Genomic DNA, 25,850 nt, shown 5'->3' on the forward strand with positions numbered 1-25,850 from the left:
AATTAATTCCTGAGTGTTACTAATATGACAACAATGATTTGGATGGAATCTATTACTAAAACCTACCAATTAGGAGAAGTCCGCGTTCCTATACTTAAAGGTATTCAACTGGGTATTGAAGAAGGAGAATATGTTTCTATTATGGGTGCGTCAGGTTCTGGTAAATCTACACTCATGAATATTATGGGATGTTTGGATCGTCCTAGTGCCGGACACTATATTTTTGAAGGTAGAAATCTAACCACTTATAACGATGATGAATTAGCTTATATACGCAATCAACGCATAGGTTTCGTATTTCAACAGTTTAATTTGCTATCACGGGCAACAGCCTTAGAAAATGTGATGCTACCGATGGTTTACGCTAACTTACCTAAACGCAAACGTCGTGAAAGAGCATTAGAAGCATTAAAAAAAGTAGGATTGGGAGAACGGATTCTCAATCGTCCCAGTCAACTTTCTGGGGGACAACAACAACGAGTAGCTATTGCTCGTGCTTTAGTAAATCGACCAGCTTTAGTTTTAGCTGATGAGCCTACAGGAGCTTTAGACACCGAAACATCTTATGAAGTGATGAGTTTATTGACGGAATTAAATCAACAAGGAATTACGATTGTCATTGTTACCCATGAACCGGATATTGCGGCTCAAACTAAAAGAGTAATTCGAGTTCAAGATGGTTTAATCGTATCAGCCTAATGAATAGAACTTACGCAATTGTCATCATCAAACTAACTAGCGTGGCAAGCCTTAAATAGTGCGGGGAAAAAGTTTTTGTGGTGCAGTCATCTTGCCTGTACTAGAAGGGCTAGAAGCCCATCCCATAAGAGAACTATAATGCAACATTTGAGATTGGGCAGTCCAGTAGGGGTAGCAGGTAGAGATATTGTGCCATTTGAACTGTTTTATGACCTGAGTTCACCCATTTAGGTGAAGGCATATATATTTACTCAGGAATAATATTAGGTTAGAGAGGGAAACAATATCACGTATTTTACGTCCAAATACTGAATTTAAACAAATATTTACCTTATTATAGCTCTAAAGCGTTTTATCTCTGACCACTCCCCGAACCAAGGTTAATAGGCCGCTACTTATGACTGCGTACATAGAAGTTCCGATGATTGGTAAAGTTAAATACCCGGCGCGCTGGCTGGTGGGACTAGCAGCTGTTGGTGTTTTAGTAGTTGGCTCGGCCACAACCTACAAGATAGTTCAACAGGGAAATAGTAAGCAAGATGTAACGCAATTAACGGTTCCGGTAGAAGCTAAGAATGTCACTATCAGAATTACCGCCAGTGGTAAAGTTGTGCCGGTGCAGAGTGTGAATCTTAGCCCGAAAAACCCTGGTGTGCTGGCGCAGTTATATGTAGAACAAGGCGATCGCGTGGAGCAAGGACAGATCATTGCCCGGATGGATGTGGGTGAGATCGAAGCTCAAATTGCTCAATATCGCGCCAATATAGCCCAAGCCCAAGCCCAGTTAGATGAAGCTAGGGCGGGGAATCGTCCTCAAGAAATTGCTCAATCTAAAGCGCGTCTAGCCCAGGCTCAAGCTCAATTAGCTGAGTCTGTGGCCGGGAATCGTCCCCAAGAAGTTGCTAAAGCCCAATCTCAAGTTGATGCAGCCCAGGCCAGGGTAAATTACACATCGGAACAGGTAAAACGTTATCAATATCTCTTTAACCAAGGGGCAGAGAGAAAACAATTATTTGATCAAGCCGTTAGTGAAGACAAAAGTGCGAGAGCTAATTTAGCAGAAGCACAAAAGCAATTATCCTTATTGCAAAGTGGCACTCGGAGTGAGGTGATCTCTGCAAAGGAAGCTGCTGTCACCGAAGCACGGGCAGCATTAGTACTTTCACAAGAAGGTAGCCGCCCCGAAGAAATTGCCCAACGTCAAGCAGCTGTGAAAGCAGCCCAAGCACAGCTAGCAGCCGCCCAAGTTAGATTAGCAGATACGATTATTCGCGCGCCTTTCTCTGGCATAGTCACTCAGAAGTACTCCAACGTGGGTGCTTTCGTCACTCCTACAACCTCCGCTTCCACCAGTGCTTCTGCAACTTCTAGTTCCATTGTGGCGTTAGCCAGGGGTGTAGAAATCTTGGCGCAAGTCCCAGAAGCTGACATTGGCCGCATTAAACAAGGGCAACAAGTAGAAATTGTGGCAGATGCCTATCCTGATGAAGTTTTTCAAGGGCGTGTACGTTTAATTGCCCCGGAAGCAGTCATAGAACAGGGTGTGACATCCTTTCAAGTGCGGGTAGCCATCGATACGGGAGTGGATAAACTACGATCTGGCTTAAATGTAGATTTAACTTTCTTGGGCGATCGCGTCAATAATGCTCTGGTATTACCGACAGTTTCCATTGTCACAGAAAATGGCAAAACAGGTGTCTTAGTACCAGATGCCCAAAATAAACCCCAGTTTCGAGAAGTCACCGTTGGCGCACAAATCCAAGACCAAACTCAGGTTTTATCTGGCTTGAAAACAGGCGATCGCGTGTTTGTTGACTTACCCCAAGACTACAGAATCCAACAGGCCAAAGAAAAGGCAAATCAATGAATTTCCTAGAAAGTATGCAAATGGCAGGGAAAACCCTGCTGTCCAATAAGCTGCGTAGCGCCCTGACGATGTTGGGCATTGTTATTGGTAACGCCTCAGTCATTGCCATGATTGGGATTGGGGAAGGGGGACAGAGGTTTGTTCAGCAACAGTTAGAGTCACTAGGCCCAAACGTGCTGTTTATCATTCCAGGGAATCAAGCTACTCAACGGATCTCTAACGAATTACCCAAAACTCTGGTATTAGGGGACGCAGAAGCGATCGCCACCCAAGTACCAACCATCGCCGCCGTGACGGTAGAGTTAAATAGTCGGCAGGTAGTCACCTACAGTAACAGAAATACCAACGTTAATATTATTGGTACAAATCCCAACTTCTTAAGAGTGCGGGATTTTAATGTTGATAGAGGGCGATTTTTTACCGATATAGATATGAAACGCAGCAATCAAGTTGCGGTACTCGGTGCAAAATTAGCTGGAAGACTTTTTGGAAATACCAACCCAGTGGGGCAGCAATTACGTATCAAAAATGCTAGCTTTCAAGTCATTGGTGTATTGGAAGCCAAAGGCTCAAATCTTGGTGTCGATTATGATGATGCGGCAATGGTGCCAATCATTACCACGGCTAACCGGATTGTGGGACGCACCTCTCCCTATGGATTAGAGGTAACTTTTATTGTCGCCTCCGCGAAAAATGCCGAGAGTGTGGATGCAGCCGTATTCCAAATTACCAACTTACTGCGACAACGCCACAAAATCACCGGCGAAGATGACTTCACCATCCGTACCCAAAAAGATGCCTTGCAGACAGTCGGACAAATCTCCAGTGCATTGACAATTATGTTAGCGGCGATCGCTGGTATATCATTGTTTGTTGGTGGCATCGGCATCATGAATATTATGCTCGTTTCCGTCACTGAACGCACCCAAGAAATTGGACTCCGCAAAGCCATTGGCGCGACAGAACAAGATATTTTATTGCAATTTATTATTGAATCTGTGATTGTGTCTGCCATTGGTGGCTTAGTTGGGACTGGTGTTGGTGTTGGTGGCATCATGTTAGTGGCAGCCTTGACACCTCTAGAAGCCGCCATTTCTCCTGTAGCCATTGCCACAGCAGTGGGTATTTCTGGGGCGATCGGTTTATTTTTTGGCGTGGTTCCTGCCCGTCGTGCAGCTAAACTTGATCCTATTGTAGCCTTGAGAAGTGCTTAGTATGGGATCAGTTCATCTACAGTTTTCGGCAATAAAAAATGCCTGCATATGCAGACATTTATGAGGCTTTCTGTCACTGTAATCGGCTACAATCATGTTTGAATCATGATGCTTTTATTTTTGCTGATCCAAAATCATAAATCAATCCCATAAAATCATAATTTTAGACATAAATCACTGAATTATATCTTGAATTTTGCCTTTTTATTAATACAGTATTAGAGATTAATATACGACATTCATTATAAAATTCATATTTAGAATTTTTTTCGGAAATTTCCGATTATATGATGTTTCTAAATAGTGAATAATAAGCAGTTTTCCTAGCTATTAGTTAGACAAAAATGGGGTATTTACGTCTGCAAAATTTTATATTTCGCCCCAAATTTTAAATTATAAAAGTAGAGGTGGTCAGGTTAATAGCCCCAGAAACTTCCCAGTTCTGGGGTTTTACTTCGTTCACAAATACAACTACTATCCTACCGAGTTAAAAACTAATAATGCCTGTGGAGGTAGGTAATGGGTAAAACAATTACCTACCACCAATTACCAACCTCTCTTCGTAATTTCATAAATCACATCAGTCTGTCGTGTATCGCCGGGGTGTATAAACAGAGATACTACCATCACTACGCTGAATAGACCGGGTTTGTGTGGAACCAATCAAAATCACGGTTCGCATATCGGCGCTATCTGCTGCTAACTGGTCAAGAGTGATTACTTTAACAGTTTGTCCTGGTCTGCCAATATTCCGCGCCAATACTATGGGTGTAGAGGGTTTTCTATACTGCAATAATATATTTTTAGCTGCCGTTAATTGCCAAGTGCGTTCTTTAGAAACAGGATTGTAAAAGGCTATAACGAAATCAGCCTGGGCTGCTGCGGCAATGCGTTGTTCAATGATTGACCAAGGTTTTAAGATATCAGATAGGGAAATAGCACAAAAGTCATGCCCCAAGGGTGCGCCAATGGTGGCTGCTGCGGCCTGCATGGCAGAAATTCCTGGCGCAACGTGAATATTAATGCTTTCCCATTCTGGTTTCAAGTGATAATCCAGAACTTCAAACACAGCTGCTGCCATTGCATAGATACCAGGGTCGCCAGAAGAAACTACAGCCACATATCGCCCAGTAGCGGCTAAATCAAGCGCCATTGTTGCACGGGCAATTTCTTCGCGGTTATCTGACTCATGACGTTGCTTACCATCAGCTAGGGAACCAAGTAAATCTAGATAGGTTTTGTAACCTACCAAGTCAGTTGCTGACTTGAGTATGTCCTTGACTTCCGGCGACATCCATTGTGAACCACCAGGGCCAGTCCCAATAATAGCTAACCTCCCCCGTGGTTGACCGATGGTATCGGGGTCGATGGGTTGGGGGGAAATGGCGATCGCAATATGAGAAGATGAAGCAATTAGTTGACCAGATTTATCTGTGGCGGTTAGTGCAGTGGCTTCAGCGAGGTTATGACCTTCTGTGAGTAAGGTTTCTAGTTGGCTTGAAGAGAAAAATCGGGTCGGGACATCATAGGTATTGGCTACAGCATCAATTACTGAACTTGCGGCGATGGTGATAGGTGCAAAAACTGCGGCGATAGATGGGGGTGCGAGTTCCGCGTCAGCAAGTAACTGCTGTATGGATTCTACAGTAACAGAGGGGTGAGTGATGGCGATCGCTACAGTTTTGGGATGATACACCAAACAATTAGCTGAGGGAGTCACCAAGCGTTCAGTTACCAGAATAGTTAAATCACCCTTAGGGTCGATAGGTAATTGACTATTACTTAACCAAGGTGCCGTTCCTTCTAATCTTACCTGCGCCCCTGCTAACAAATCTGAGATAAACTTTTTTGCATCGTCTGGATTTGCTAAATAATATCCAGGGGGAGGAGATAACAAAGCCGTGCGGAAACGAATATCACCCGTTGTTGTAATTGCAGCCTTAACCTCTAGCGCCTCACCAATGCGCCGCGCCAAATCATTTACCCCATTTAGTCCACCCAACAAAGGCACAACCGCGCTACCATCCTCCGCCACAGCCAACACTGGCGGTTCTTGACGTTTATCGGAAATCAAGGGTGCTAATGTTCTGATGAGAATACCAGCCGCACAAATCCCAATTATCGGCGTTCCCCCAGCAAACAACTCCCGCAGTGTTTCACCAAAATTCGTCAAGCTAACATCCACCCCAGAGGTGCGTCCTGCTAAACCGTATAGTGTCGCCCCTGGTAAGACGGTCATTATTTTACGGGCTAGTGCGACACTATTTTGACCCAATACTACAACAGCAGGTGCAACCTTGTTCATTAGCGTTCTTGAGCTTTGGAATTGAAATTGTAGTTAATATTTTTCAAATCAAACCATGTAAAGTCCTGGAATATGCTTATCCAACATCTACAATTGTGACTTGATTGTTGCTTACAGAGAGAAAAGCACCTCCATGCTTCTGCGCCATTCCAAGAGATTCGAGTGACCAAGCTAAAGCATAAGAAATATCATTATTGGTTTTTGGAATAGATATTTCAAAATCGGGGAAACAAATCTGAGTTGTAACTTCTCGCCATACAGGCATTATTCCTCTATGCACCGTATAGTTCTGTAAATATATATTTACTTTAAAATCTTGGTTATATATTTTTTTTAAATCGTGTTCTTGGCGCATTGTGAAATCACTACAACTCACAACTGAAAGTCTTTGATCTATATAAAAATGCACTATATAATACATTGCTGGGACTACAGATTTATTTGTGATAATTGCATTCAATGCTATTGGCTTTGAAAACTTCTCATCTTCTTCAAAATCCAGTCTAACTGAGTTGTTCTCAATGCAAAATTGTAGTGCTAAGTCAGGAGCATCAGCACGATTAGCAGTATCTCGAACTTCGTACTCCTCCATCGGAACCGACTGATAATTAAACCTTTTGTAGAAAATATGATTATCTGCCATGTGAGGCGCACGTTTGCTTTGTGGAATGTTAACCACATAAATAACGCGTCCAGGATTATTTTGCTTTAGTTCAATTTGCTTGATCCTGATACCATCAATACGACGTTGAATCTTTGAATTGATTACTTGTTCAAGCCATTCTTTTGTTATGTCTGCGGGATCATAACCAACATCAATTTTAATTGGAAGATGATGCTCCTCAATTACGCCATATATGATTACGCCTCCTGCTGAGTTAGCAAAAGCAGATACATCTTTACTAATTTCCCTTCGTTTAGCATCAGTTTTTTGGAGAGCCTCACACGCTTTGTAGTCAAGCTCAAGGCTTTCTTGAACTCCTTCTTGTATGAGTAATTCAATATCTTCCTCTTCCCAATCCCAAGGTTCTTTCATAGCATTATTTCTTTATTCTAATTTAATGTGGCAGTCAAAAGATGTTATGTGTCTAAACCTATAAACAAAACATTAGAAGAGACAGTATAACAAAAAGATAATTTTCCAATTTTCAAAATATAAGAACAGTTAGTCCAACACTAATTAAAAAATAATATGAGCATTGGTTGGTACAAAACTTCTACAACCGACTCTTTGTAGGTATCACAATCATCGCAAAATAAGGTACTTCAGCCGGGTCAACTTCATCTAAAGGTACAATCCTTTGGTGTGTTGTTGTTGCTCGCTCGATATATAATGCCCGTGATGCTAGTCCTAATTTATGCAAGACATCGCGCACTTTGGTGAAGTGGCGACCTAGTTTCATAATGGCGGCTGCATCGGTTGTCAGCAATTTGGAAGTGAGTTCTTCTGCTGGGAGGGGTGCGGGTAGTACGGTGAGAATATCGTTGTAGTAGGTGAAGGGTACACCCAAGGAAACTGGACAAGCCATTAGTGAGGAAACGCCAGGGACGACTTCCGTTTGATACTTTTCCGAAAGTCGTGTGAATACATACATAAATGAACCGTAAAAAAACGGGTCGCCTTCACAAAGTACGACTACATCTCTTCCGGCTGCTAGGTGTTCGGCTATGGGTGCAACTTCTTGGTCGTAAATGTCCTGGGCTTTTTCTGGTTCTAAGGCGCGGGGGAGATGATAGGCTACTTCGATTTGTTCTCCTGTGAGATATTGAGAAACGATCGCTCGCGCTATACTCTCTTTATCTGTGGCTGATTGATAGGCAATGACAGGAGCAGCACGTAATAACCGCAATGCTTTGATGGTCAATAGTTCGGGGTCTCCTGGCCCTACACCCACCCCGTAGAGACGACCTTTAGCTGTCATGGTTATTCTTCCTCCGTTGCCAGGGCGTTAACTGCGGCGGCGGCGATCGCACTCCCACCCCGCCGACCGTGTAAAGTCATATATGGGATATTACGGCTATCTGCTGCCAATGCGGCTTTTGATTCAGCCGCGCCCACAAACCCGACTGGGAAACCCAAGATTAAGGCAGGTTTGGGGCATCCTGCATCTAGCATTTCCAATAGGCGAAATAGGGCTGTAGGTGCGTTCCCAATGGCGACAACTGCCCCTTCTAGATGGGGTATCCACAATTCTAAAGCCGCCGCCGAACGTGTATTACCCAATTTTTTTGCTAGTTCTGGTACTTCTGGTTCATTCAAGGTACAAATAACCTGGTTGTCAGCAGGTAAGCGCCGCCTTGTCACCCCGTCGGCTACCATACGACAATCACACAAAATCGGTGCGCCGACTGCTAGTGCTGCCCTGCCAGACTGTGCTGCGGTGGCTGAATATCCCAAGTCTGTGACAATATCAGTCATTCCACAGGCATGAATCAGGCGTACTGCAACTTTTGCTATATCTGGCGGGAGTATATCTAGATTTGCTTCCGATCGGATGATAGCAAAGGAATTGCGGTAAATTTCATTGGCATCGTGGATGTAGTCAGACATGGGATTTGCTTGAGGAAATAACTGCTTTAGTTGGGGTGTTTCATGGTGATTAGTGCATTGTCCGAAGGATTCGTCTGGTTTTGCATATTCGTTTTTATACATTCCCAATATTTGCTCTATTGTTGTCGGCAATTCAGCAACAGCTATATAGGGATGGACTTCCCGACCGAACTTTTCACGACTATCACGGTCACCCACATACACTTGATATCCTTCTCCGGTTTCATTATTAACACCAAGTAGAGTAATATCACTATCGCCGTGGTGGGCGCAGGATTTATCACAACCGCTAAAGTGGATAGTCACTGGGTGTTCTAGGGTGATGTGGGATTCCAGGTAATCTGCTAGCGCGAGGGCATGACTTTTAGTATCTGTAGCAGCAGCCGCACAACCTTGAATACCAGAACAAGCTACTAAGCCACTCTTAATATTTGCGGCTGAGAAGTCTAATCCTAACCCCAAAATGTGACTTTGAACCTCAGTCAGCCATTGTTGGGGAATATCTGTTAACAACAAGTTCTGCCAAGGTGTCAACCTGAGAGTCCCGTTCCCATATTTAGCAGATAAATCAGCTAGACTCTTTAATTGCCAAGTTTCCAAGCGACCAAGGGGTAAAACAAGACCAATGTAGTATAAGTTTTGTTGGTGTTGGGGATGAATACCGATGTGGTGGTATTTAGTATGTGACCTCTCCCCCAACCCCTCTCCTACAAGGAGAGGGGAGAAATGCTTTGTCTTCTCCCCCTTCCCTACGAGGGAAGGGGGTAGGGGGGTTAGGTTCTTCCCCCCAAAGGAAATAGTTAAAAGTTTCTCAACTTCTTGAAGATAATTATCTAACCCCAAACTATTCACTACTTCTCGCAGTCGGGGCTTGCGTTTATTATGAGCATCAGTATGAGCTAAGTAAACCTCTGTCAAAGCCATGAGGACTGGTAAACATTCCTCTGGTGACAACAAAATTCCGGTGTCAATGGGTGGTTTTCCTTTTGCACCGATACTTAAGCACAGACGGAAGTAAACTCTGTTCTCTACTAAAGTGGCAGCAAAGGTGATATCGTTGAGGCGATCGCTTACCGAAACTAATCCACCACCATCAAAACACACGCTAAACTTTGCCGATAGTCTTGACAAGGCAGAATTTTCAGTAATGTAACTATCCCAACTTCTAACGAAGGAACGGGTATCAATTAATTCTTGAGGATCAATACCAGCCGTGGGACTGGTCATAATATTACGGATTTGGTCTACACCTGTATTGCGAGAACCCAAACCAAGTTCTTGCAGGCGCTTGAGGACTGGAGAATCGATGTCGGCGCGAATTTCCCGGATTTGGATGTTAGCACGATTTGTCACATCCACATAGCCGCCACCGTATTCGTCAGCAATATCTGCGATCGCCTGACATTGTTTACTATTAATAATTCCACCTGGTATTCTGATGCGAGACAAAATCCCATCTTGGGCAGGTGTGGCATAAAACAAGCCAGGACAAGGTGTTGAACCAGACAACAAGACAATCACTCCTTCTCTGTGCGACGCAGAGATTAGACAGCTAACTCTTGGAATTGGCATTCTGACTCGGAAAGTTACAAGAATTTCGCTTGTGACTTTTCATTACAGCTGCGGCACAGCCCCGGAATCGCACCGGAGTTTCCCAACACCAAGCTTTAGTAATTTACCATGAGTTGCCACTTATCATATTGACTGCTTCATATTTTTCATTAATACCAATTCTCTATGAAGTTGCGTCAAATAAATGATGTAGAGACGTTGCATACAACGTCTCTACAGTACAGAATAAAGTGCATCTATGGCTACGCCAGGCAAGCTACATTAAGAAACGGTATAACTCTATTATCTTTGTTAATTAGCAAAAAATAACCGACTTACTTAATAAATCGGTTATCTCAGTTTTTAGCTCTGAAACTATTAACAAAAAACCAAAATACCGTTGCTAAACTCCGACTTTAGCTTTTGACCAAACGCCGTTTTCATCTTCGTCAAATTTTTGATGAACAGCTTCCCAAGCTGCTTGTTCAGCTGTAAACTCATCACTAGTCTCGTTCAATACACCGTTATAGCGTTCAATAAAGGTGCTTTGAGCTTCCGAAGAAAGATGAGAACGCACTTCAGGAGATAAATCTTCTGAACTCTTGCAAGGCCCAGGACAAGGACGAGCCAAAGTTTTATCAATTGTGCTGATTTCTTCTGCACCAGCACTTTCCAAGAGTAGCTGAAATTCACCAGTGCGATCGCTTGGTACTTCGGTTAATAACAAAAACTCACCGGCTTGTAGGCGGGTTTGGTAGATTGCAGCTTTATCTTCTGGCATTCCCAAGGTTGTCAGAACTGAGACTAAGCCAGCGCCAGCACTACCAGCGATCGCCCCACTAGCCGCCCCCAATAGTAAAGCACTGATGGGGCCTGCTGCCACAATCGGCCCGACGAAGGGAATAAACAGTACGCCTACACCTGTTAACAAGCTGAGGAAGGAACCAAACAAGGAACCAAAAATCGCTCCTGTTCGCAAACCACCCAAAATCACATCTCTTTTGGTGATAAAACCTGCAATCCGAGTTTCGGATTGAAAGTTTCTACCCATGACTGAGATATGGTCTCTAGGTACACCTCTATCTAACAAACGGCGAATTACATCATCAACTTGTTTCTGCTCTTTAAATACGGCAGAGATAGTACGTTCTGCTTGATAAACTTCTGGCACTTGTATACTCCCTAATTTTATTTTTATTTATTCTTAGGACTTAGGCACTGAACCAAAAAACTTTTCTGAGGGTGGTCAATAGTCAATAGTCCACAGTCCAAAAATTTTGATTTTGACTATTGACTAAAAGCATTACACACCAACAGGTGTTTTAGTTTCTGTTGCTGGTTGTGTACCATTTGGCTCGATTGGTTGCCCTTCAATAAATGAGCGCAACATCCAAGCGATCTCTTCGTGTTCTTCCATGAGTCCGGTGAGGAAGTCGGCAGTTCCTTGATCCTGGAACTCATCACCACTGCGGTCTACATGGTCTCTGAGGTTGCGAATCAATTGCTCATGATCCTGTACAAGATTAGCCACCATTCCCGTAGCACTGGGAACATCTCCGGCGTGTTCTTTGAGAGTAGCGATTTGCAGAAATCCTTCCATTGAACCTATAGGATAACCACCCAGAGTCCGGACTCGTTCAGCGATCGCATCAATATTCTCTGTTAGTTTTTCGTAGTGTTCTTCCCATAATTGATGTAGACTGCGGAACTGTGGCCCGACTACATCCCAATGGTATTTTTTTGTTTTCACCAAAAGTAAATAAGAATCTGCTAAATCTTGATTCAACAGATTAATTACACTTTGACGCTGTTCGTCTGTTAAACCAATGTTTATTCTAGGCATTGCTTTTCATTCTCCGGTGAACTTATAGATTAAGTTCTCAAAATATCGGCTAGATTTACATCGGTCACTAGAAAGATTGTCCTTTACAAGTAATTACAACTAAAGGACTACTTGGAGATTGGATTATAGAAAAATCTCAACATTATCAGAGTGGGAAATATATAGTAAAATCCGTTTATGACCTTTTTTGAATTTTGTTGGCGCAGCCTTACCGTAGGCTATTTTTAATTTTGAATTGGAGCCAAACATTTCTACTAGGAAACAACTTAATGACGATATTGCAACCTTTTTGAGCTAGGCGAATGGCGATCGCTTGCCCAATCCCTGAACTTCCGCCTGTAATGAGGGCATTTTTCCCTTTTAATCCTTTCATGGTATTTTTTTCTTATTTTGTATAAATTTTCATCTAGTAATACGGATAATCTTGTCCTGTTGTGGCGGGCAATTCCCTCGTCCATCACAGTTACTGGTTGTCACATATAATTCACCATCTGGCCCCATAATTGCCTCTCGCAGTCGTCCATATTTACCTTGTAAATACACCTCATGACGCTCGACTTGTTGGGGCGACTGAGGAGCGAAGACGACGCGCTGTAAGTGTTCTGAACGAAGCGTGGCAATAATCAAGCTACCTCTCCACTCAGGAATAGTATTACCTGTATAAATAGCTGCTCCCCCAGGCGGTAGAGCTTCACGCCAAACAATCGAGGGAGTCACAAGTCCTTCTCCTGATTCACAACGGTAGATAGTAGGCCAGCCAAGGTTGTCGCCAGATCTGGCTAGACTGAGTTTATCGTGACCTCTTCTGCCTAAATCACCGCTAGGGCCGTGGTCTGTTACCCATAGAGTTGATTGATCCCGCCAATCAAACCCCTGAGTGTTGCGAATTCCAGTGATATAGACAGGATTTTTCTCAAAGGGATTGTCCTGTGGCACTTGTCCATCCGGAGTCACACGCAGAATTTTTCCAGCTAGGCTATTAACATCCTGGGAAATTTGTGGATTCCTCGCATCACCAGTCCCAATGTACAACATTCCATCAGGGCCGAAGCGGATGCGACCCCCATTGTGAAATTGCGCTACAGGAATATCATCAACAATCACCCTATCTGGTGAAGCAGTGAGTCCGTTCTCAGATAGTCGCCATCGTTCAACGCGATTTACCTGCGAACCATTTCTATCAGCAGTATAGTAAACATAAAAAAATCTGTTTTCGGCAAAGTTGGGATGAGTTGCAATCCCAAGCAAACCATCTTCACCGCTATCAGTAACATTAATTGTAGCTACTGGCTGAGAAACAAGTTTACCATCCCGCACCAGGCGAACTCGTCCAGGACGTTCGGTCACTAACATATCTCGATTTGGCAGAAAAGCAATTCCCCAAGGCACTTCTAACCCTGTGACTACTTCTTCGGCACGCACATTTACCTTTCCTGGTGAACCGAAGCCATTTTCTACTAGAGTGCAGGCTTGATTGTTAGTAGCAGTTTGTTGACTAATTGGTGCGGCTGCTTGCGTTTCTTGATTGCTATTATCTGCGGACTCAGTTGTTGGTAAGTTACAAGTAGAAAGTCCTAGCAAAACCATGCCAAAAAGTAATTTTTTAGCAAGAATATTTCTCAGTTGCATGATTTATTTTCTCCTAAAAATCGCCGACCGCATGGTTTAATATCTAGATTATGTTAATTTTAAAACCATGAAAAATCTAGTTTGTATTGGTAGTAAAAATTATCAAAATTGTATTTTAGTCTAATAAATAAAACCTCAATTTACAGGTTTGTGTCAAAGAAATTTACTAGCCTTGGAAAGGGGTTAATCAAAAAAAAATCTACTGGAAATATTTCATGGTCACTAGGTTTACGTCCTATTTTTTCAAGTTATTCCATCTCAAAACTGAGTAATGTTAAATGACTAGGATTTATCATTAACTCTTTTGCTACTAAGAATGCTGCAATAGTCCAAGCTTGATATTTTCTGGATTGCTTACCAATGAGACGAGCATTCTTACCGTCGTAGTATTCTGGCCATCCATCCTGACGTAAACGTTTTTCTGCAATATCAATAGCTTTTTCGGCAATGTCTAAGCGGTTTGTCTTATGTGCGGCTGCTGTGAGTAACCACAATAAAACTGGCCAATTACCACCATTGTGATAAGACCAAGGAATATTTTTGGGATCGCTACCTGTGATAATTTGCCAATCTCTACCTTCTAGGGCTGGATAACAGAGTTTCATGGGCATATATCCAATTAAATCTTGCCAACGATACTCGATGAGATTCTTCTTCACTAGCTAAAGCAGTGATAATTGCCATGAGATTTCCCAGTGCAAAGAACCGAAAATCCATCCGTCCAGGGCCAAGATTACCTGCCAGATAACCACCATTATCCGGTAGCCATTCTGTTAACCAATCGGGAATCGATTCAGGATAAATATTAAATCTATTAGCTATTTCTTTACCAAATTCATCACCCTTAAAACGATAAATTTCATTTAAACGATTTAAATCAATCCAGTAATATTCTCGCAAATGATAGGTAAGAGGTTGTAAACGTTGAGTTACGCTATTAGAACAAGAAAGATTAGCATCATTGGAGAGCAGGAGTTCCTTAGCTGCACGTAAAGCCGCATAAAATAGCACCTGAATTTCTAGAGGATGTTCGTAGACACCCATACGTCTGTCAATCATAAAAGCACCATCGGGAACTAACATTGTGGGGTACATAGCAAACCGATGTGCAAGACACATTTCTAAAATTAATTTGATTCCCTGTTGAAATTCACTTTGGTGAGCCAGTGCAATATCACCTGTAGATTTTACATAAGCCCGTAGTAAAATAATCCACCACAAGCAAGAATCAACAGGTGGAACTCTGGCGATCGCGTGTTCTCCAAAATCAGCAGTTAAATACTCTTCACCATCTTTAACTACTACTTTAAAACTGGCTGGCATGAGTCCTGGCCCTGGTTTAAATGAGTCCATTTGCGGTTCATGACTCTGTAAATGCAAAGTTGCGATTAAGAAATTGCGGACAATTTCCGGTTTACCACTAGTCAAAAAAGCCAACGCTGATAAGACAAAATCACGGACAAAACATTGGTCATAATTTAGTGCATCTGACCCGGCTTCTAAGGCTGCTACTGTACCAATCGGACGACTACGATAATAAATAATCGACTTTTCTATTAATGTCCAAGCTTCGGCAATTGAGTCATGTTTTGTTTTCATTATTGGCATTATCTCCTTAATCACTGCTACATCTTTACTGAGGTTGAGAAACAGAAAGATATAAAATTCTGCGTTCTATATTTGTTTCTCTTGGGACAGGTCGGTATTGCAACCAGGCAAACAAAGCCGCAGTCCCAAGAAAAATTAAGGTGATAGCTGCTACTAATTGCAGCATGATACTGTAACGCATAAAAAAAATTTAATATTTATCTTTTGTGTGTGAGAATCAAGATTTTATCATCAATAAAGCACGGACATTATGAGTGCATTTATCAAATAACACCTTGACTAAAAATACTTAAATTAAGCATGAAGCTATCAAATAGCAACCTGTAAATTAAGTTAAACAAGGTTGTAATGTTCCATGTGAATGTGAGTGACAGGTACTTCTAATTCGTGTAAAGCTCTCTCTACTTGATCCATCATTTTTGGCGCAGCGCAGATGAAGTAATTGCGAGTTGCTGGACGCTTAGGAATGTAGCGTTCTAGTAGTTTCTTATCAACATATCCTCTTTCCCCTGACCAATCCTCTAGAGGTTCTTTGAGAACGTGAATCACTGTTAGGTCTAATTGGTTTTTTAAGTCTTCAATTTCTTCTCGATACGTGATATCTTCCCAAGTTTTACTAGCATAAATTAAGAGTAAGGGACGTTCATCTTGACGTTCTGCTAAGGTAAACAGCATACTGACGATTGGTGTGATGCCAATACCACCAGCAATCAAGACAAACCCGGCAGTATTTTCATAGCGGTCTGTGGTGAAAACTCCGTAAGGGCCATCAAGGAAGGCTTTAGTGCCTGGTTTGACATCTTTGATTGTGTTTGTAAAGTCTCCTAAAGCCTTAATACCAAACTCAACGCAATCGCTATGCTCTGCGCTGGAAGCAAAAGAAAATGGATGTTCCCGCATTCTAAAGGGCGAAATTCCTAAAGTTAACCAAGCAAATTGACCTGGTTGGAAATGAATTCCTGTATGTCCTCTGGGACGTAAGACTAAATTCCAAACATTGCCTCTTTGAGGAATTACGGCTTCCACTAAGTAAAGTTTTTTCTGCATAAAGTAAGGCTTAACCAAGCGGACATAAACCAACAACCACAACGCCGCGATGGCAATCCCACTCCAAATCACTGCTTTCCAAAATAGTCCTAAGTAATTACCCACACCCAAAGCGTGTCCCAAACCGAAAGTAACGATAATCACAGCTAAGATGCCATGAGCTGTACGCCAAGGTTCATAGGGAATGTTCAGTTGTTTGCGCCAAATAGAAGTAATAATAATTGCCATGAGTGCCAAAGTAGCGATTACTGCTGCCCTAGCTCGCCACGGTGCTGTAAAGAAATTTAATAGTTGTAGCGTCTCTGGATTATTAATAAACAAAATTATAGGGTGAGCCAGGATGAAGAAGAAAGCTGCTATCGAGGTATAGCGGTGAAATTGAAGAATTAAGTCTACACCGTAGGAAGCTTCAACGCGGTTAATCCGGGCAGTCAGAGCAAATTGCATTGCCATCATTGCTAAACCAATGAAACCCAAAGCCGCAGAAAATTCTAATAAAAAACTACGTTCATCGCTGGGTGTAGGTGGGTATAAAAGTAATATCAATAGGGGAAATAAGATAATTACAATATATGCAGCTATCCAAGATACCCCTATAACTACGGGATTCTTCATTAATAAACTTCTCATCAGCCCATACCTCTTAGCTTGGTTGTGATGATACAATTTGCAGCCTTTTCATTTCCGACTAGTTCACCTTCAAAAGGCCAAAAACTGCGGCTGTAATTAACAATTTCCTAAAGTTTTCTCTTTCCACTTCTGTTAGCTTATTTTTAGTATCGATGATGAATGTGAAGAAAAAGTGACAAATTACCATGCTGTCAATAATTTTGGGTTCTTTCGCTAGTTTTATGGTGAATCTCAAATTCAGACGAATTTTAATATCTGTAATTTATTGATATTGATGTCTGGAATATATGGAGGATAAGAGCTTAAGAACAATGGAACTCCCAAGTTAGTTATGATAAAATCTTATAAATAAATTAAATATGTCTCAATGTGATTAATAGCAATTAGTGGCAATCGCCCAAGACTGTAAAGGAATACACAAGTAATTAAGAATATAAAAGAGAATAAGTTTAAAAATAAAATTGCCATTTTAATAGAAATGCTATTCAATCTCCTACTTCATGTTATTACTAAAATTATTAATATTGAAAGTATCAAAGTTCTGAATTATGATTTTATGGATGATAATGAAATTGTAATTCAAATCTAAAATCAATCAAAATTTTGTCAGTGTCATCGCTGTGAAAAGACAACTAATAAAACTCATCAAAATCGTGGGTATATTTTCAGAGAATACAGAGTTAAGTAGACTTGTCCATCCTTCCACCGGAACGCAGATTTGGTAAACTCTGCACTGCCAATTCGTGAAATTGCTCCCAAATACTAAATAATAGGTAATAGGTGTTTTGAGCAACTACCTATTACCTATTATCAAAAGCTTATCTTCTTACAGTTGGAGATTGTCAGATTATTTATGTTTACTTTTTGCCGGTGACTTTTTCCAGTAAGTTTTGAATCTCACCTTCTACTGAGGTTGAGTCTTGGGAATTTGCAGGACGCTTCTGCTTATCGATATCTGCGGCTCCTTGAACTTCGTTTAGTCCTTCATTAGATTTCTTTTGAACTTCCTTTAGTCCAGGAGGTGCGGATCTGGCAACTTCATCAGTTGCTTTCTGTGTTTCTAAAAGTTGGTCTGTAGCTTCTGTAGGCTCACTTTGGTAGCTACTAATGGCAAAAGCAGGAACTGTGCTAGATAGAAATAGCAATGCACAAGTAAAAGCAACAATTAAAAAGCGGACTGGGCGTAACATAGATAAAACAACACTAAAAATCTTCATTTGTAACCCTCATTATTAGCATCAACTACTCTTAACTCTTACTTTGAGAAAGAAGCACATATTTTTATTTAAGCAAATTAAATAAATAGACTGCTTCCCTTGAAGTTGTTAAGTTACAAGCTTGGCGAATAATTATTTTGGTATACTTGTATTTGATTGAAAAATTCAAGCATTCACTCGGTTTTAATTATTCTTGCTCAAAGGCTTGCATGATGATTTTATATCCTAAAAAAATAAACTAATACATCGACCGGTAGACTGAATTTGTCTTGATTATTATTTACATTAAAATCATTCTTTAGATAGATCGAACACAAATAAATTATCTATTGATTTATTTCATGAAAAATATTTACTTTCAGAATATACAAACTAAATAATCTGTTGCTCAATAAATTAGGCAAAAATACTAGTGTTTCAATCTTTATCTTTATAGCTTGAATCATAATTGCTGATGATAAAAAATAAAGGTTTAAAACTACGTAGTAACACGACAAAAATGCACCAAGACTGGTAATGAGTAAAAACTCTATAGTATACGGATATAAGATTTTCAGTTTGTTTTTATAATTATGTGACTTTGTAATAATTTTCTGCGTAAGAATCCCTGGTATAGTTCATAAAAATGGTTTTTATGTAGTATCAAATTTCAGAAGAAGAGGCGATCGCCTGAGATATCGTTCCGCAAATGCGCTGATGATTTCCTTTCCCACCTTGATAAATTCAGCAGAATCACGGTTACGTAATTTTGTCCTTTTGATCAAAACTTCGATTATCCAGTTTATGAGGGTGAGTTAATGATTAGCCCTGTAACGAACGTCATTCGCGTCAATCAGGCGATGGCAAAAGAAGTTGCTCATGAGTGGGAGCGAGCCTCATGTAGTGAAATCAGTGCCTACTGTTTGCATATCTTGCAAGAGATCGGTTGTAGTTATACTGAACTCCCAGAAAACCTACAAACACGCGAACAGCAACTTAACTTAATCGCAGGCTTCGCATCTTATGCCTTTGGGGAGGTAGAAAATGTCCAAACTGCTAATTGAAGATAATTTTGACGATAATTTTTATACTTCAGAATGGGCAGAGACAGTAACTGTACCAGCAACGGATGACGATTTGTTAATTTTGACTCAAAAGTTATCTAATCAGTTCGTCCCGACCAAGGTATTTTTTCAAGCTGTGGCGATCGCTGCCTATGATGGTGCATCCGCTTTCCGCTATGCTGATAATTATTTGACTAGCGCTAAACATAAAAATAGGCGTAAAAATCCCTTGTTGTTCAGGAAACCATTGACAAATTTTGATTATAACTAAAGCTTTACAGGTGTAGGTTTTTCACATCAGAGCTAGTCACATCCTACGATAGATTCTCTATTTATCTCTTCTCTGACTTGTTCAATATTATTGTAAAAAACCTACATTCAAAAATAAAGATTACTGGGTTTGTCTCCCAGTCTACGCAAGTCAGTATGGCTAAGGGAATAATAATCAAAATCGAGTTTCATACTCAAATAATAATTGACTTTCGTTTCCTAAATTAGTTGAGCCGCGCACCAGAATTTCATCATTCAAACGATAGAGCAGGTTATAGCGCAAAGGTTCAGTAGTAGAAAAAGCTCGTGATAAAGAGACGGATAGATTGCGATTAAGGTTAAACACACCCTCTGCTGATAAATCGAGAACTGAAGCTCTTCTAGATTCCTGATTAGTGGTGGGGGTAGGAAAAATGCGAAATTCACTAAAACCAACAGCCTGTCCAATCGCCGTAATTGTGCCTTGCAAACCACCTAAAAGAGTAGAACTGGCAAAATTAGTCAGCCCTTGTGTCGCATCGCCTTGAGCAAAGTCACTCAAAATCGAGCCACCCAGCAGACTAACAATTTCGCCTCGACTACGGCGTGGTTCGCTTGTTAGTTCCAGATTATTTGTCAATTCACTAGCTGGCCCTGTCGCCCTTGCTTGGACGCGAACGGTGCGTAAAGTCCCGAAATTATTTGCAGAAACATCACTAATTTCCGCAGAAAAAGGTGATTCTAAGGTGCGATCGCTCCTAGTCGATGCTTCTGGTACAATTGCCACCAGCCGTACATCTAAAGTAGGGTCTAGCCCTTGATTTGGGGTAAATCGCGCGGTTTGTTCATAGCCCCGCGCCAAGGTAAACTCGGTTGTAAACAGGCTGATTCTTCCCCCCGTTAAACGAATGACTCCTTCAGGGAGAGGATTTGCTAATGTACCATTGATTGTTAAATCGCCTTCGGCATCGAAACTAAGTATCGGCTGACTAAAAACCTCTCCCCCTGGTAAAAAACCTAGTAGAGACTGGCTGGTGACACGCACATCATCACCCAGAGTCAATCGCAAATCTGCAAACTCTACAGGCAAATTCGGTCGAGTTGGTGGTTGTGGTGTGACCGTTGCTTGGGGCATATTGCTATTTAATTCTATAGTTGTAGCACGAGTGTTAGTTTCTGTTGTCGTTGTTTGTTTTGAGTTAGCGGTAGTGTTGCCAATAGTCACTTGACCATTGCTAAGTGTAATCTCACCACCAATTCGAGGTCTGAGCGCTGTTCCCCGAATCACAGCATTACCACTGACATCTCCTGTATATAAGCCTGCAACCTGGAAATTGAGTTGATTTTGGATTGCTACTGTTAGGGGATTAGTTACAGTTTCCCCAGTTGCGAAAATTGGTAGGCTGCCCGATGCAGATACTAAACCTTGATTATATGTGGCTTGAATTCCCTGAACATTCAACCTATCGCCATTAAACTGTAATGTGCCTGTAACGTTGGTGAGGGGATTGGCTAAAGCTTGAGCGCCAATCGTCGCATTGTTAATTGTGGCATTACCATTAATTATTGGCTGCTCAAAAGTCCCTTGAACATTGAGATTTACCTGTCCTTGACCATCTACCCAAGTAACTTGATTATTAGTCAAGACATTTAACAGCGCTAAGCCTTCATTGTTCACATTGGCGTTAACACTAATTTGATTGTTATCTGGTGGCTCGGTGACGAAAGGTAACTCGGCTGGTATGCTACCTGTAATTGCAATGGGTTGGGTTCCTGTTAACAGTAAAGTACTATTAAAATTCACACGAGCATTGTTATAGTCAAAATTTAGTTGCCCTGTTTGTATAGGTTGCTGGTTGAAAGTTGCATTGGCTAGGGTTACTTCTCCAGTCACCCTGGGTTGTTGTAAACTACCCGCTAAATTAGCGATCGCATTTACTTGTCCAGTAATATCTATAGGATATCGGGCGATGAATGGATCTAAGAGTGATATAGGTAGACTGTCTACCCTCAATTGTCCCGATAAATCCTCAGTGCCTAACTGTCCTGCAAAAGCCACCAATCCCTGATTTATACCTATACGTAATGGTGAGAGGGTGACAATACCATCAGCAAAATTACCATTAGCAACGACTTCATTAATTGAGTAATCACCCCATCGCCAATTAGCGCCTTGAAAATCAAAGCCGACATTTAACCCAGTCCGCAACGAACCACTGGCTGTAATTGCCCCACTTAAAGCACCAGTTAATTCTGATAGGCTGGGCAACGCTGGTGTTTGTTGTGTATCTGCTTGTTGTTGTTGTCTGACGGATGCTTCAAGTTTTGAGAAATACTCTAATTGGGTTTGCAAATCTGCATTAGGTAAACGCACAGGTGTAGTGTTGAGTACTTCCGCACCCGCCAGCGTCGGTGATTCTAAACCCCCACCAAAATCTCCAAAATCAAATAGACTAAACGCTTGTAATAGATTTTCAACTCTCGTTTGATTTAAATTAGCTTGTAGTTGAAACTTGGGGTCATTGCCTGCTTGCAAACTGCCACTGACAGCAATGTTACTATCACCTAACCGTAATAACCCGTTCGCTAAATTAGCAGTACCATCAGCGTAGTTGATGTTACCACGAAATTCGTCGGCTGAGGCTCTGGCAATCCGGGGATTAGCAATTGCCACATCTCCAGCTACGGCATAATTATTTAAATTAACAACTAAATTCCCCGATAGCTCTCCACCTAAAGGTCTGAATTGATTATTCGGTAAAAAACCACTCACTAGAGCGATGGGGAACTGTTGAGCGTTGATGATTAAGTTATCTTCCTCAGTTCTACCTGTCGTGACAGCGCCAGCACGTTGGACTAAAAACGAACTGGGTCGATAATTAGCATCTAAATTCAGGGCTATCTTGTCTTGTGTCCCGGCGAGTTGCAAACTTGCCCCTTGTCCTCCTTGAAAATTCACATTACCAGTTAAAACCGGGTCAAATGCCAAACTACCCACATTGAAATTTCTTAGCCGGATATTGCCGCTAGCCTCAGGAGTATTGAGAGTGCCGGTCACTTGTCCATTAAAGTTGAGTAACCCTGCGATTGCTACATCTCCAGGGGTTTGAAAACCAGTTTTGCTGAGGTCAAAATTCTGCGCTTGGACATTCAAATTCAAGCCAGCAATTTGGGGTGTACCCGTTTGAGGTAATTGTACAGCGATCGCACCACTCGCACTTAATCCTGGAGTTGTGGCACGTTGTACTATAATCTGCTTGCCATTCCACTGAAATTGAGCGTTAATTGGTTGCGCCAACTGTGCCAACCCTTGAGAAGCGTTGATTTGTCCTGCGGCGCGAATATCTGCTAGTTGAAAAGATGCTGTCGTCCCTGCCAATTGGATATTACTGCTGAGTCGTCCTTGCAGTTGGGGGGAAAAGCGGTTGAGTTGAATTTGCTCAGCATTAGCCAGCGCTTGCCAGCGACCATCATTTAAACTGACATTCCTCAGGTTGACTGTACCACCTGCCACATTTAGGTTTGCCCGTCCTGTAGCTTGGATAGTTGAAGGTTGAATAGCCGCCGTACTACCTGACAAATTAAATACCGCATTGCTTAACACTCCCTGAAATTGGGGCGGTATCTGCTCAAATCGGTCGAGTTGAATTTGGGAAACATTCGCCACTGCTTGCCAACGCCCAGCATTGAGGTTGACATTCCTCAGGTTAACACTACCACCTGCCACATTTAAGTTTGCCCGTCCTGTAGCTTGGATAGTTGAGGGTTGAATAGCCGCCGTACTACCTGACAAATTAAATACCGCATTGCTTAACACTCCCTGAAACTGGGGCGGTATCTGCTCAAATCGGTCGAGTTGAATTTGAGAAATATTCGCCACCGCTTGCCAGCGTTGTTGAGCAACCCGACCTGTAGCCCTGATTGTACCTCCTGCCACATTCAAAACAGCACTGGGTAAAAGCAAATTACTTCCTTGTTGAGCAACAACAATTTCCCCTGTAGTGGGATAGGTAGCCGTTGGTGCTTGTACTTGGGTCACAGCCCGCAAATTGCCCAGAGTACCAGAAACTCTAGTATTTGCCGATACATTACCAACTTTGATGGCTGCGTTTGTTTCTACCAGTGCATCCCCTGGTAAATTTTGGGCTTGGATATTCAACGAAACGTTACCTTGGGGCGCAAGTTGGACTTGACCACTCCCAACAATTTGCCCCCCAGATGGTGGCTGCACTTGAACACTAGAAATATTTAGAGCTAAAGGCTGTTGTCCCAAAGAACCAGTGATTTTTGCCTTAGCGGAGATATTTCCCACTTGAATAGGTGGAGTTATGCCATAACTACGTGACAGTATATCCCCTGAGACACCATCAGCCTGAATATCAAAATTTACATTACCGCCCAGTTGACCTTGACCACTTCCTGTAATTTGACCACCTGCGGCGGGAATTAATATCAGATTCGGTACAGCAATTTGAGTTGCCGTTTCAGATACACTCAAGCGGAAATTAGTTTTTACGCCTGTAAATAGAACACGGTCAACTTGAATCGGTTTGATACTGCTGGCTGTACCACTCAGAATAGGTTGCTGTAATTCACCTTGGACTTTAATATCTGCTGTTACTTCTCCCACTGCGGGGACTGGAGAATTTACCTTGAGGGTGTCTAAGAGTTGTTTGGCACTAACTGACTTTACTTGAGCCGCCAGATTAAAACCTGTTTGAGTATTAACTGTACCATTTGCCAACAAGGGAACTTGACCAAAGTTTGTCCTTAAATTCTCTAAAGCAATAGTCTGTCCTTGAAATATTAATCTGCCATTGGCGTTAGAAAAAGACTGCGGAAGATTTTGAACTTTAGCTGTAACTTGATTGGTGGTGGCCGTTCCCGTAATCGATATTTCTGACTGATTGGCGGGAATCTGTGCTGCTAAGTCCGCATCAATACGCCCAGATTGTAGAACAATGGGCAACTGAACTAAACGACTGATATCTGATGCTAATAAGCTTTGCGCTACAACCTGAAGATTAGTAAGTTGTGTTTTTGGTTGTGTTTCACCAGAGATTTTAACCGTTCCTCCCCTGGTGAGTTGACCATTAATTTGATAACCTATTCTCTCATTATCAGGCGAAAATCGAGCAACACCACCGACCTGTGTTAGTACAACAGAGCCTTGCGGTTTAGTTGGTGAGGAGGCTGATAATAATTCAATATTTCCATCAACAATATTTAGGGTTTGTAACTGAGTCTGGATTGCTCCACTTCCTTCTCCTGTCTTTACTTCAGCCGTTACCCAACGACCATCTTGCTCTTGTTGGATATAGACATTTGGTTTAACTAAGGTGACATCTAATACTAGCGTCCGAGTGACAAGAATTTGCCACGGGGAAAACTGCACATCTACAGCTTGTGCTGTTACTGTGTCAGGATCAGTGGGAGTTGCTGGTATTGATAGAGAGCTAAATCGGAGACTGGAGAGTGTAAAACCTTCGACTTGCCCTATTTTGATAGAACGTCCGAGTAATTGCTCTAGGTTAGTCTCAACTAAGGGTGCTAAATCGTTATATACATAATTTCTTGCCCACCAAGCACCAGTAGCGACTCCTGCTAGCGCCATAATTCCTAATACCAGACTGGCGCGTCTGGCAACAATTAGAGATAAACGACGGTGATTTGGAGAGCGCGTCATTTCCGTTACTAAATATTGTTATTGAGTAACAAATGATTTATTACCCCACAATAAAGTAGTGGTTTTACGCTCCGGGAACAACTCTTTCAAGATAGAGTTAGTATCTCCCTCTAATGAGGATTGACAATTGGTTACTAGTCAATAATGGTCACTGACAACTTTAGTTAGAAACTCTGGCGCAAGATGCCCCACCACCTCCGGGATCAGCGAAAACAGCCAGGGTATGATATTCCGGCGGGGTATCTTCATAAAGAACTTTAAAAGTATAAAGTTTACTTTGACCTTGAGCTTCAGTAATTACTGTTAAAAGTGTATTGTCGGTACTCCGCACACCCGGAAGATTGAGTTTAGGAATCCGTCGCAGTTGAATAACATTAGCGGCTGAGTTTTTACAATCAGCACCGCTTTCTGGGCCAAACTGCATACACATGGGGCCGTCAAAGTCTAGTGTTACCTGAGAAGGGTCATTTAACCAAACTTTGCGAATCTTTTCGCCTGCGGGAATAAAGCTCAGGTTTGTCCCTTGTTCGTACCAGACTTTGATAGTCGGGACTAATCCACCTAAACCTTGTGCTTGGCAGGAAAAAATAGAACGCAGAACAGAATTTTCAGCTACAGCACGACTTCCCAGTAAAACGATCGCACCAGAAAAAATCCAAGTAGCTAAAGACAAGGGGGAAAAATTATTTTTAGCCTTCATGAAACGAATTA

17 protein-coding genes, 3 pseudogenes and 1 riboswitch are annotated in these 25,850 nt (G+C 41.9%); of the genes and pseudogenes, 5 read left to right on the plus strand and 15 right to left on the minus strand.

What is annotated here, in order from left to right; translation table 11 throughout:
• The first annotated feature begins 24 nt into the window (after positions 1 to 24).
• From GSQ19_RS20035 to GSQ19_RS20045, 3 genes are all read left to right on the plus strand, one after another.
• The gene (locus GSQ19_RS20035; RefSeq protein WP_011319611.1) at positions 25 to 699 is read left to right on the plus strand and encodes an ABC transporter ATP-binding protein; all 675 of its coding nucleotides are present in this window, start codon (positions 25 to 27) and stop codon (positions 697 to 699) included.
• 397 nt (positions 700 to 1,096) lie between these two features.
• Complete coding sequence (locus GSQ19_RS20040; protein WP_011319612.1) at positions 1,097 to 2,566, plus strand: efflux RND transporter periplasmic adaptor subunit; 1,470 nt, start codon at positions 1,097 to 1,099, stop codon at positions 2,564 to 2,566.
• Positions 2,563 to 3,780 carry an ABC transporter permease gene (locus GSQ19_RS20045; RefSeq protein ID WP_011319613.1) on the plus strand — a complete coding sequence of 406 codons (1,218 nt, stop codon included), beginning with the start codon at positions 2,563 to 2,565 and terminating at the stop codon, positions 3,778 to 3,780. The genes GSQ19_RS20040 and GSQ19_RS20045 overlap by 4 nt, the downstream gene beginning before the upstream one ends.
• A 580-nt stretch (positions 3,781 to 4,360) precedes the next feature.
• Here the strand turns inward: GSQ19_RS20045 and cobJ are convergent.
• The 13 genes and pseudogenes from cobJ to GSQ19_RS20100 all read right to left on the minus strand — a co-directional run bounded on the left by cobJ (position 4,361) and on the right by GSQ19_RS20100 (position 18,161).
• On the minus strand, positions 4,361 to 6,085 hold the full coding sequence (cobJ, locus tag GSQ19_RS20050) for a precorrin-3B C(17)-methyltransferase (protein ID WP_011319614.1): 1,725 nt from the start codon (positions 6,083 to 6,085) through the stop codon (positions 4,361 to 4,363).
• Between the two features lie 76 nt (positions 6,086 to 6,161).
• Positions 6,162 to 7,121: an AlbA family DNA-binding domain-containing protein gene (locus tag GSQ19_RS20055; RefSeq protein ID WP_011319615.1), complete on the minus strand. Its 960-nt coding sequence runs from the start codon at positions 7,119 to 7,121 to the stop codon at positions 6,162 to 6,164.
• Positions 7,122 to 7,302: 181 nt separating this feature from the next.
• A complete protein-coding gene (locus GSQ19_RS20060) occupies positions 7,303 to 8,007 on the minus strand; it encodes a precorrin-2 C(20)-methyltransferase (protein WP_011319616.1) in 705 nt (234 codons plus the stop codon).
• A 2-nt stretch (positions 8,008 to 8,009) separates the two neighbouring features.
• A complete protein-coding gene (locus GSQ19_RS30410) occupies positions 8,010 to 8,636 on the minus strand; it encodes a precorrin-8X methylmutase (protein WP_041456827.1) in 627 nt (208 codons plus the stop codon).
• A gap of 147 nt (positions 8,637 to 8,783) precedes the next feature.
• Positions 8,784 to 10,208: pseudogene (gene cobG, locus GSQ19_RS30415) on the minus strand (precorrin-3B synthase); the annotation flags it as partial.
• Positions 10,181 to 10,334, minus strand: a riboswitch (cobalamin riboswitch). (Overlaps the previous pseudogene by 28 nt.)
• A 256-nt stretch (positions 10,335 to 10,590) precedes the next feature.
• Positions 10,591 to 11,358 carry a ChaB family protein gene (locus GSQ19_RS20070; RefSeq protein WP_011319618.1) on the minus strand — a complete coding sequence of 256 codons (768 nt, stop codon included), beginning with the start codon at positions 11,356 to 11,358 and terminating at the stop codon, positions 10,591 to 10,593.
• A gap of 132 nt (positions 11,359 to 11,490) precedes the next feature.
• A complete protein-coding gene (locus tag GSQ19_RS20075) occupies positions 11,491 to 12,030 on the minus strand; it encodes a Dps family protein (protein WP_011319619.1) in 540 nt (179 codons plus the stop codon).
• Positions 12,031 to 12,298: 268 nt separating this feature from the next.
• Positions 12,299 to 12,403: pseudogene (locus GSQ19_RS20080) on the minus strand (SDR family NAD(P)-dependent oxidoreductase); the annotation flags it as partial.
• A 29-nt stretch (positions 12,404 to 12,432) separates the two neighbouring features.
• A complete protein-coding gene (locus GSQ19_RS20085) occupies positions 12,433 to 13,659 on the minus strand; it encodes a PQQ-dependent sugar dehydrogenase (protein ID WP_011319621.1) in 1,227 nt (408 codons plus the stop codon).
• Positions 13,660 to 13,907: 248 nt separating this feature from the next.
• Positions 13,908 to 15,258, minus strand: a pseudogene (locus GSQ19_RS20090) (glycoside hydrolase 100 family protein).
• A gap of 34 nt (positions 15,259 to 15,292) precedes the next feature.
• Complete coding sequence (locus GSQ19_RS29805) at positions 15,293 to 15,448, minus strand: hypothetical protein (RefSeq protein ID WP_011319622.1); 156 nt, start codon at positions 15,446 to 15,448, stop codon at positions 15,293 to 15,295.
• Between the two features lie 152 nt (positions 15,449 to 15,600).
• Positions 15,601 to 16,944: a ferredoxin reductase family protein gene (locus GSQ19_RS20095; protein WP_011319623.1), complete on the minus strand. Its 1,344-nt coding sequence runs from the start codon at positions 16,942 to 16,944 to the stop codon at positions 15,601 to 15,603.
• Positions 16,945 to 17,801: 857 nt separating this feature from the next.
• Positions 17,802 to 18,161: a hypothetical protein gene (locus GSQ19_RS20100; RefSeq protein WP_011319624.1), complete on the minus strand. Its 360-nt coding sequence runs from the start codon at positions 18,159 to 18,161 to the stop codon at positions 17,802 to 17,804.
• A 797-nt stretch (positions 18,162 to 18,958) separates the two neighbouring features.
• Between GSQ19_RS20100 and GSQ19_RS20105 the strand changes: the two genes are divergently transcribed.
• Both GSQ19_RS20105 and GSQ19_RS20110 read left to right on the plus strand, forming a co-directional pair.
• Positions 18,959 to 19,204: a hypothetical protein gene (locus tag GSQ19_RS20105; protein WP_011319625.1), complete on the plus strand. Its 246-nt coding sequence runs from the start codon at positions 18,959 to 18,961 to the stop codon at positions 19,202 to 19,204.
• A complete protein-coding gene (locus GSQ19_RS20110) occupies positions 19,185 to 19,475 on the plus strand; it encodes a hypothetical protein (RefSeq protein WP_011319626.1) in 291 nt (96 codons plus the stop codon). Before GSQ19_RS20105 ends, GSQ19_RS20110 begins: the two co-directional genes overlap by 20 nt.
• 174 nt (positions 19,476 to 19,649) lie before the next feature.
• Here the strand turns inward: GSQ19_RS20110 and GSQ19_RS20115 are convergent, their stop codons facing one another.
• Both GSQ19_RS20115 and GSQ19_RS20120 read right to left on the minus strand, forming a co-directional pair.
• Positions 19,650 to 25,139: a translocation/assembly module TamB domain-containing protein gene (locus GSQ19_RS20115; protein ID WP_011319627.1), complete on the minus strand. Its 5,490-nt coding sequence runs from the start codon at positions 25,137 to 25,139 to the stop codon at positions 19,650 to 19,652.
• A gap of 160 nt (positions 25,140 to 25,299) precedes the next feature.
• Positions 25,300 to 25,839, minus strand: a complete 540-nt coding sequence (locus GSQ19_RS20120; protein WP_011319628.1) for a hypothetical protein — start codon at positions 25,837 to 25,839, stop codon at positions 25,300 to 25,302.
• Positions 25,840 to 25,850: the final 11 nt, after the last annotated feature.

Source organism: Trichormus variabilis 0441 (assembly GCF_009856605.1).
GTDB classification, from domain to species: Bacteria; Cyanobacteriota; Cyanobacteriia; order Cyanobacteriales; family Nostocaceae; genus Trichormus; species Trichormus variabilis.

Coding starts and splice junctions, on each gene's coding strand:
- GSQ19_RS20055 (WP_011319615.1), bottom strand. CDS start 7,121: ATGAAAGAACCTTGGGATTGGGAAGAGGAAGATATTGAATTACTCATA.
- cobJ (WP_011319614.1), bottom strand. CDS start 6,085: ATGAACAAGGTTGCACCTGCTGTTGTAGTATTGGGTCAAAATAGTGTC.
- GSQ19_RS20060 (WP_011319616.1), bottom strand. CDS start 8,007: ATGACAGCTAAAGGTCGTCTCTACGGGGTGGGTGTAGGGCCAGGAGAC.
- GSQ19_RS20100 (WP_011319624.1), bottom strand. CDS start 18,161: ATGAAGATTTTTAGTGTTGTTTTATCTATGTTACGCCCAGTCCGCTTT.
- GSQ19_RS20105 (WP_011319625.1), top strand. CDS start 18,959: ATGATTAGCCCTGTAACGAACGTCATTCGCGTCAATCAGGCGATGGCA.
- GSQ19_RS20115 (WP_011319627.1), bottom strand. CDS start 25,139: ATGACGCGCTCTCCAAATCACCGTCGTTTATCTCTAATTGTTGCCAGA.
- GSQ19_RS20040 (WP_011319612.1), top strand. CDS start 1,097: ATGACTGCGTACATAGAAGTTCCGATGATTGGTAAAGTTAAATACCCG.
- GSQ19_RS20095 (WP_011319623.1), bottom strand. CDS start 16,944: ATGAGAAGTTTATTAATGAAGAATCCCGTAGTTATAGGGGTATCTTGG.
- GSQ19_RS30410 (WP_041456827.1), bottom strand. CDS start 8,636: ATGTCTGACTACATCCACGATGCCAATGAAATTTACCGCAATTCCTTT.
- GSQ19_RS20045 (WP_011319613.1), top strand. CDS start 2,563: ATGAATTTCCTAGAAAGTATGCAAATGGCAGGGAAAACCCTGCTGTCC.
- GSQ19_RS29805 (WP_011319622.1), bottom strand. CDS start 15,448: ATGCGTTACAGTATCATGCTGCAATTAGTAGCAGCTATCACCTTAATT.
- GSQ19_RS20085 (WP_011319621.1), bottom strand. CDS start 13,659: ATGCAACTGAGAAATATTCTTGCTAAAAAATTACTTTTTGGCATGGTT.
- GSQ19_RS20120 (WP_011319628.1), bottom strand. CDS start 25,839: ATGAAGGCTAAAAATAATTTTTCCCCCTTGTCTTTAGCTACTTGGATT.
- GSQ19_RS20035 (WP_011319611.1), top strand. CDS start 25: ATGACAACAATGATTTGGATGGAATCTATTACTAAAACCTACCAATTA.
- GSQ19_RS20110 (WP_011319626.1), top strand. CDS start 19,185: ATGTCCAAACTGCTAATTGAAGATAATTTTGACGATAATTTTTATACT.
- GSQ19_RS20075 (WP_011319619.1), bottom strand. CDS start 12,030: ATGCCTAGAATAAACATTGGTTTAACAGACGAACAGCGTCAAAGTGTA.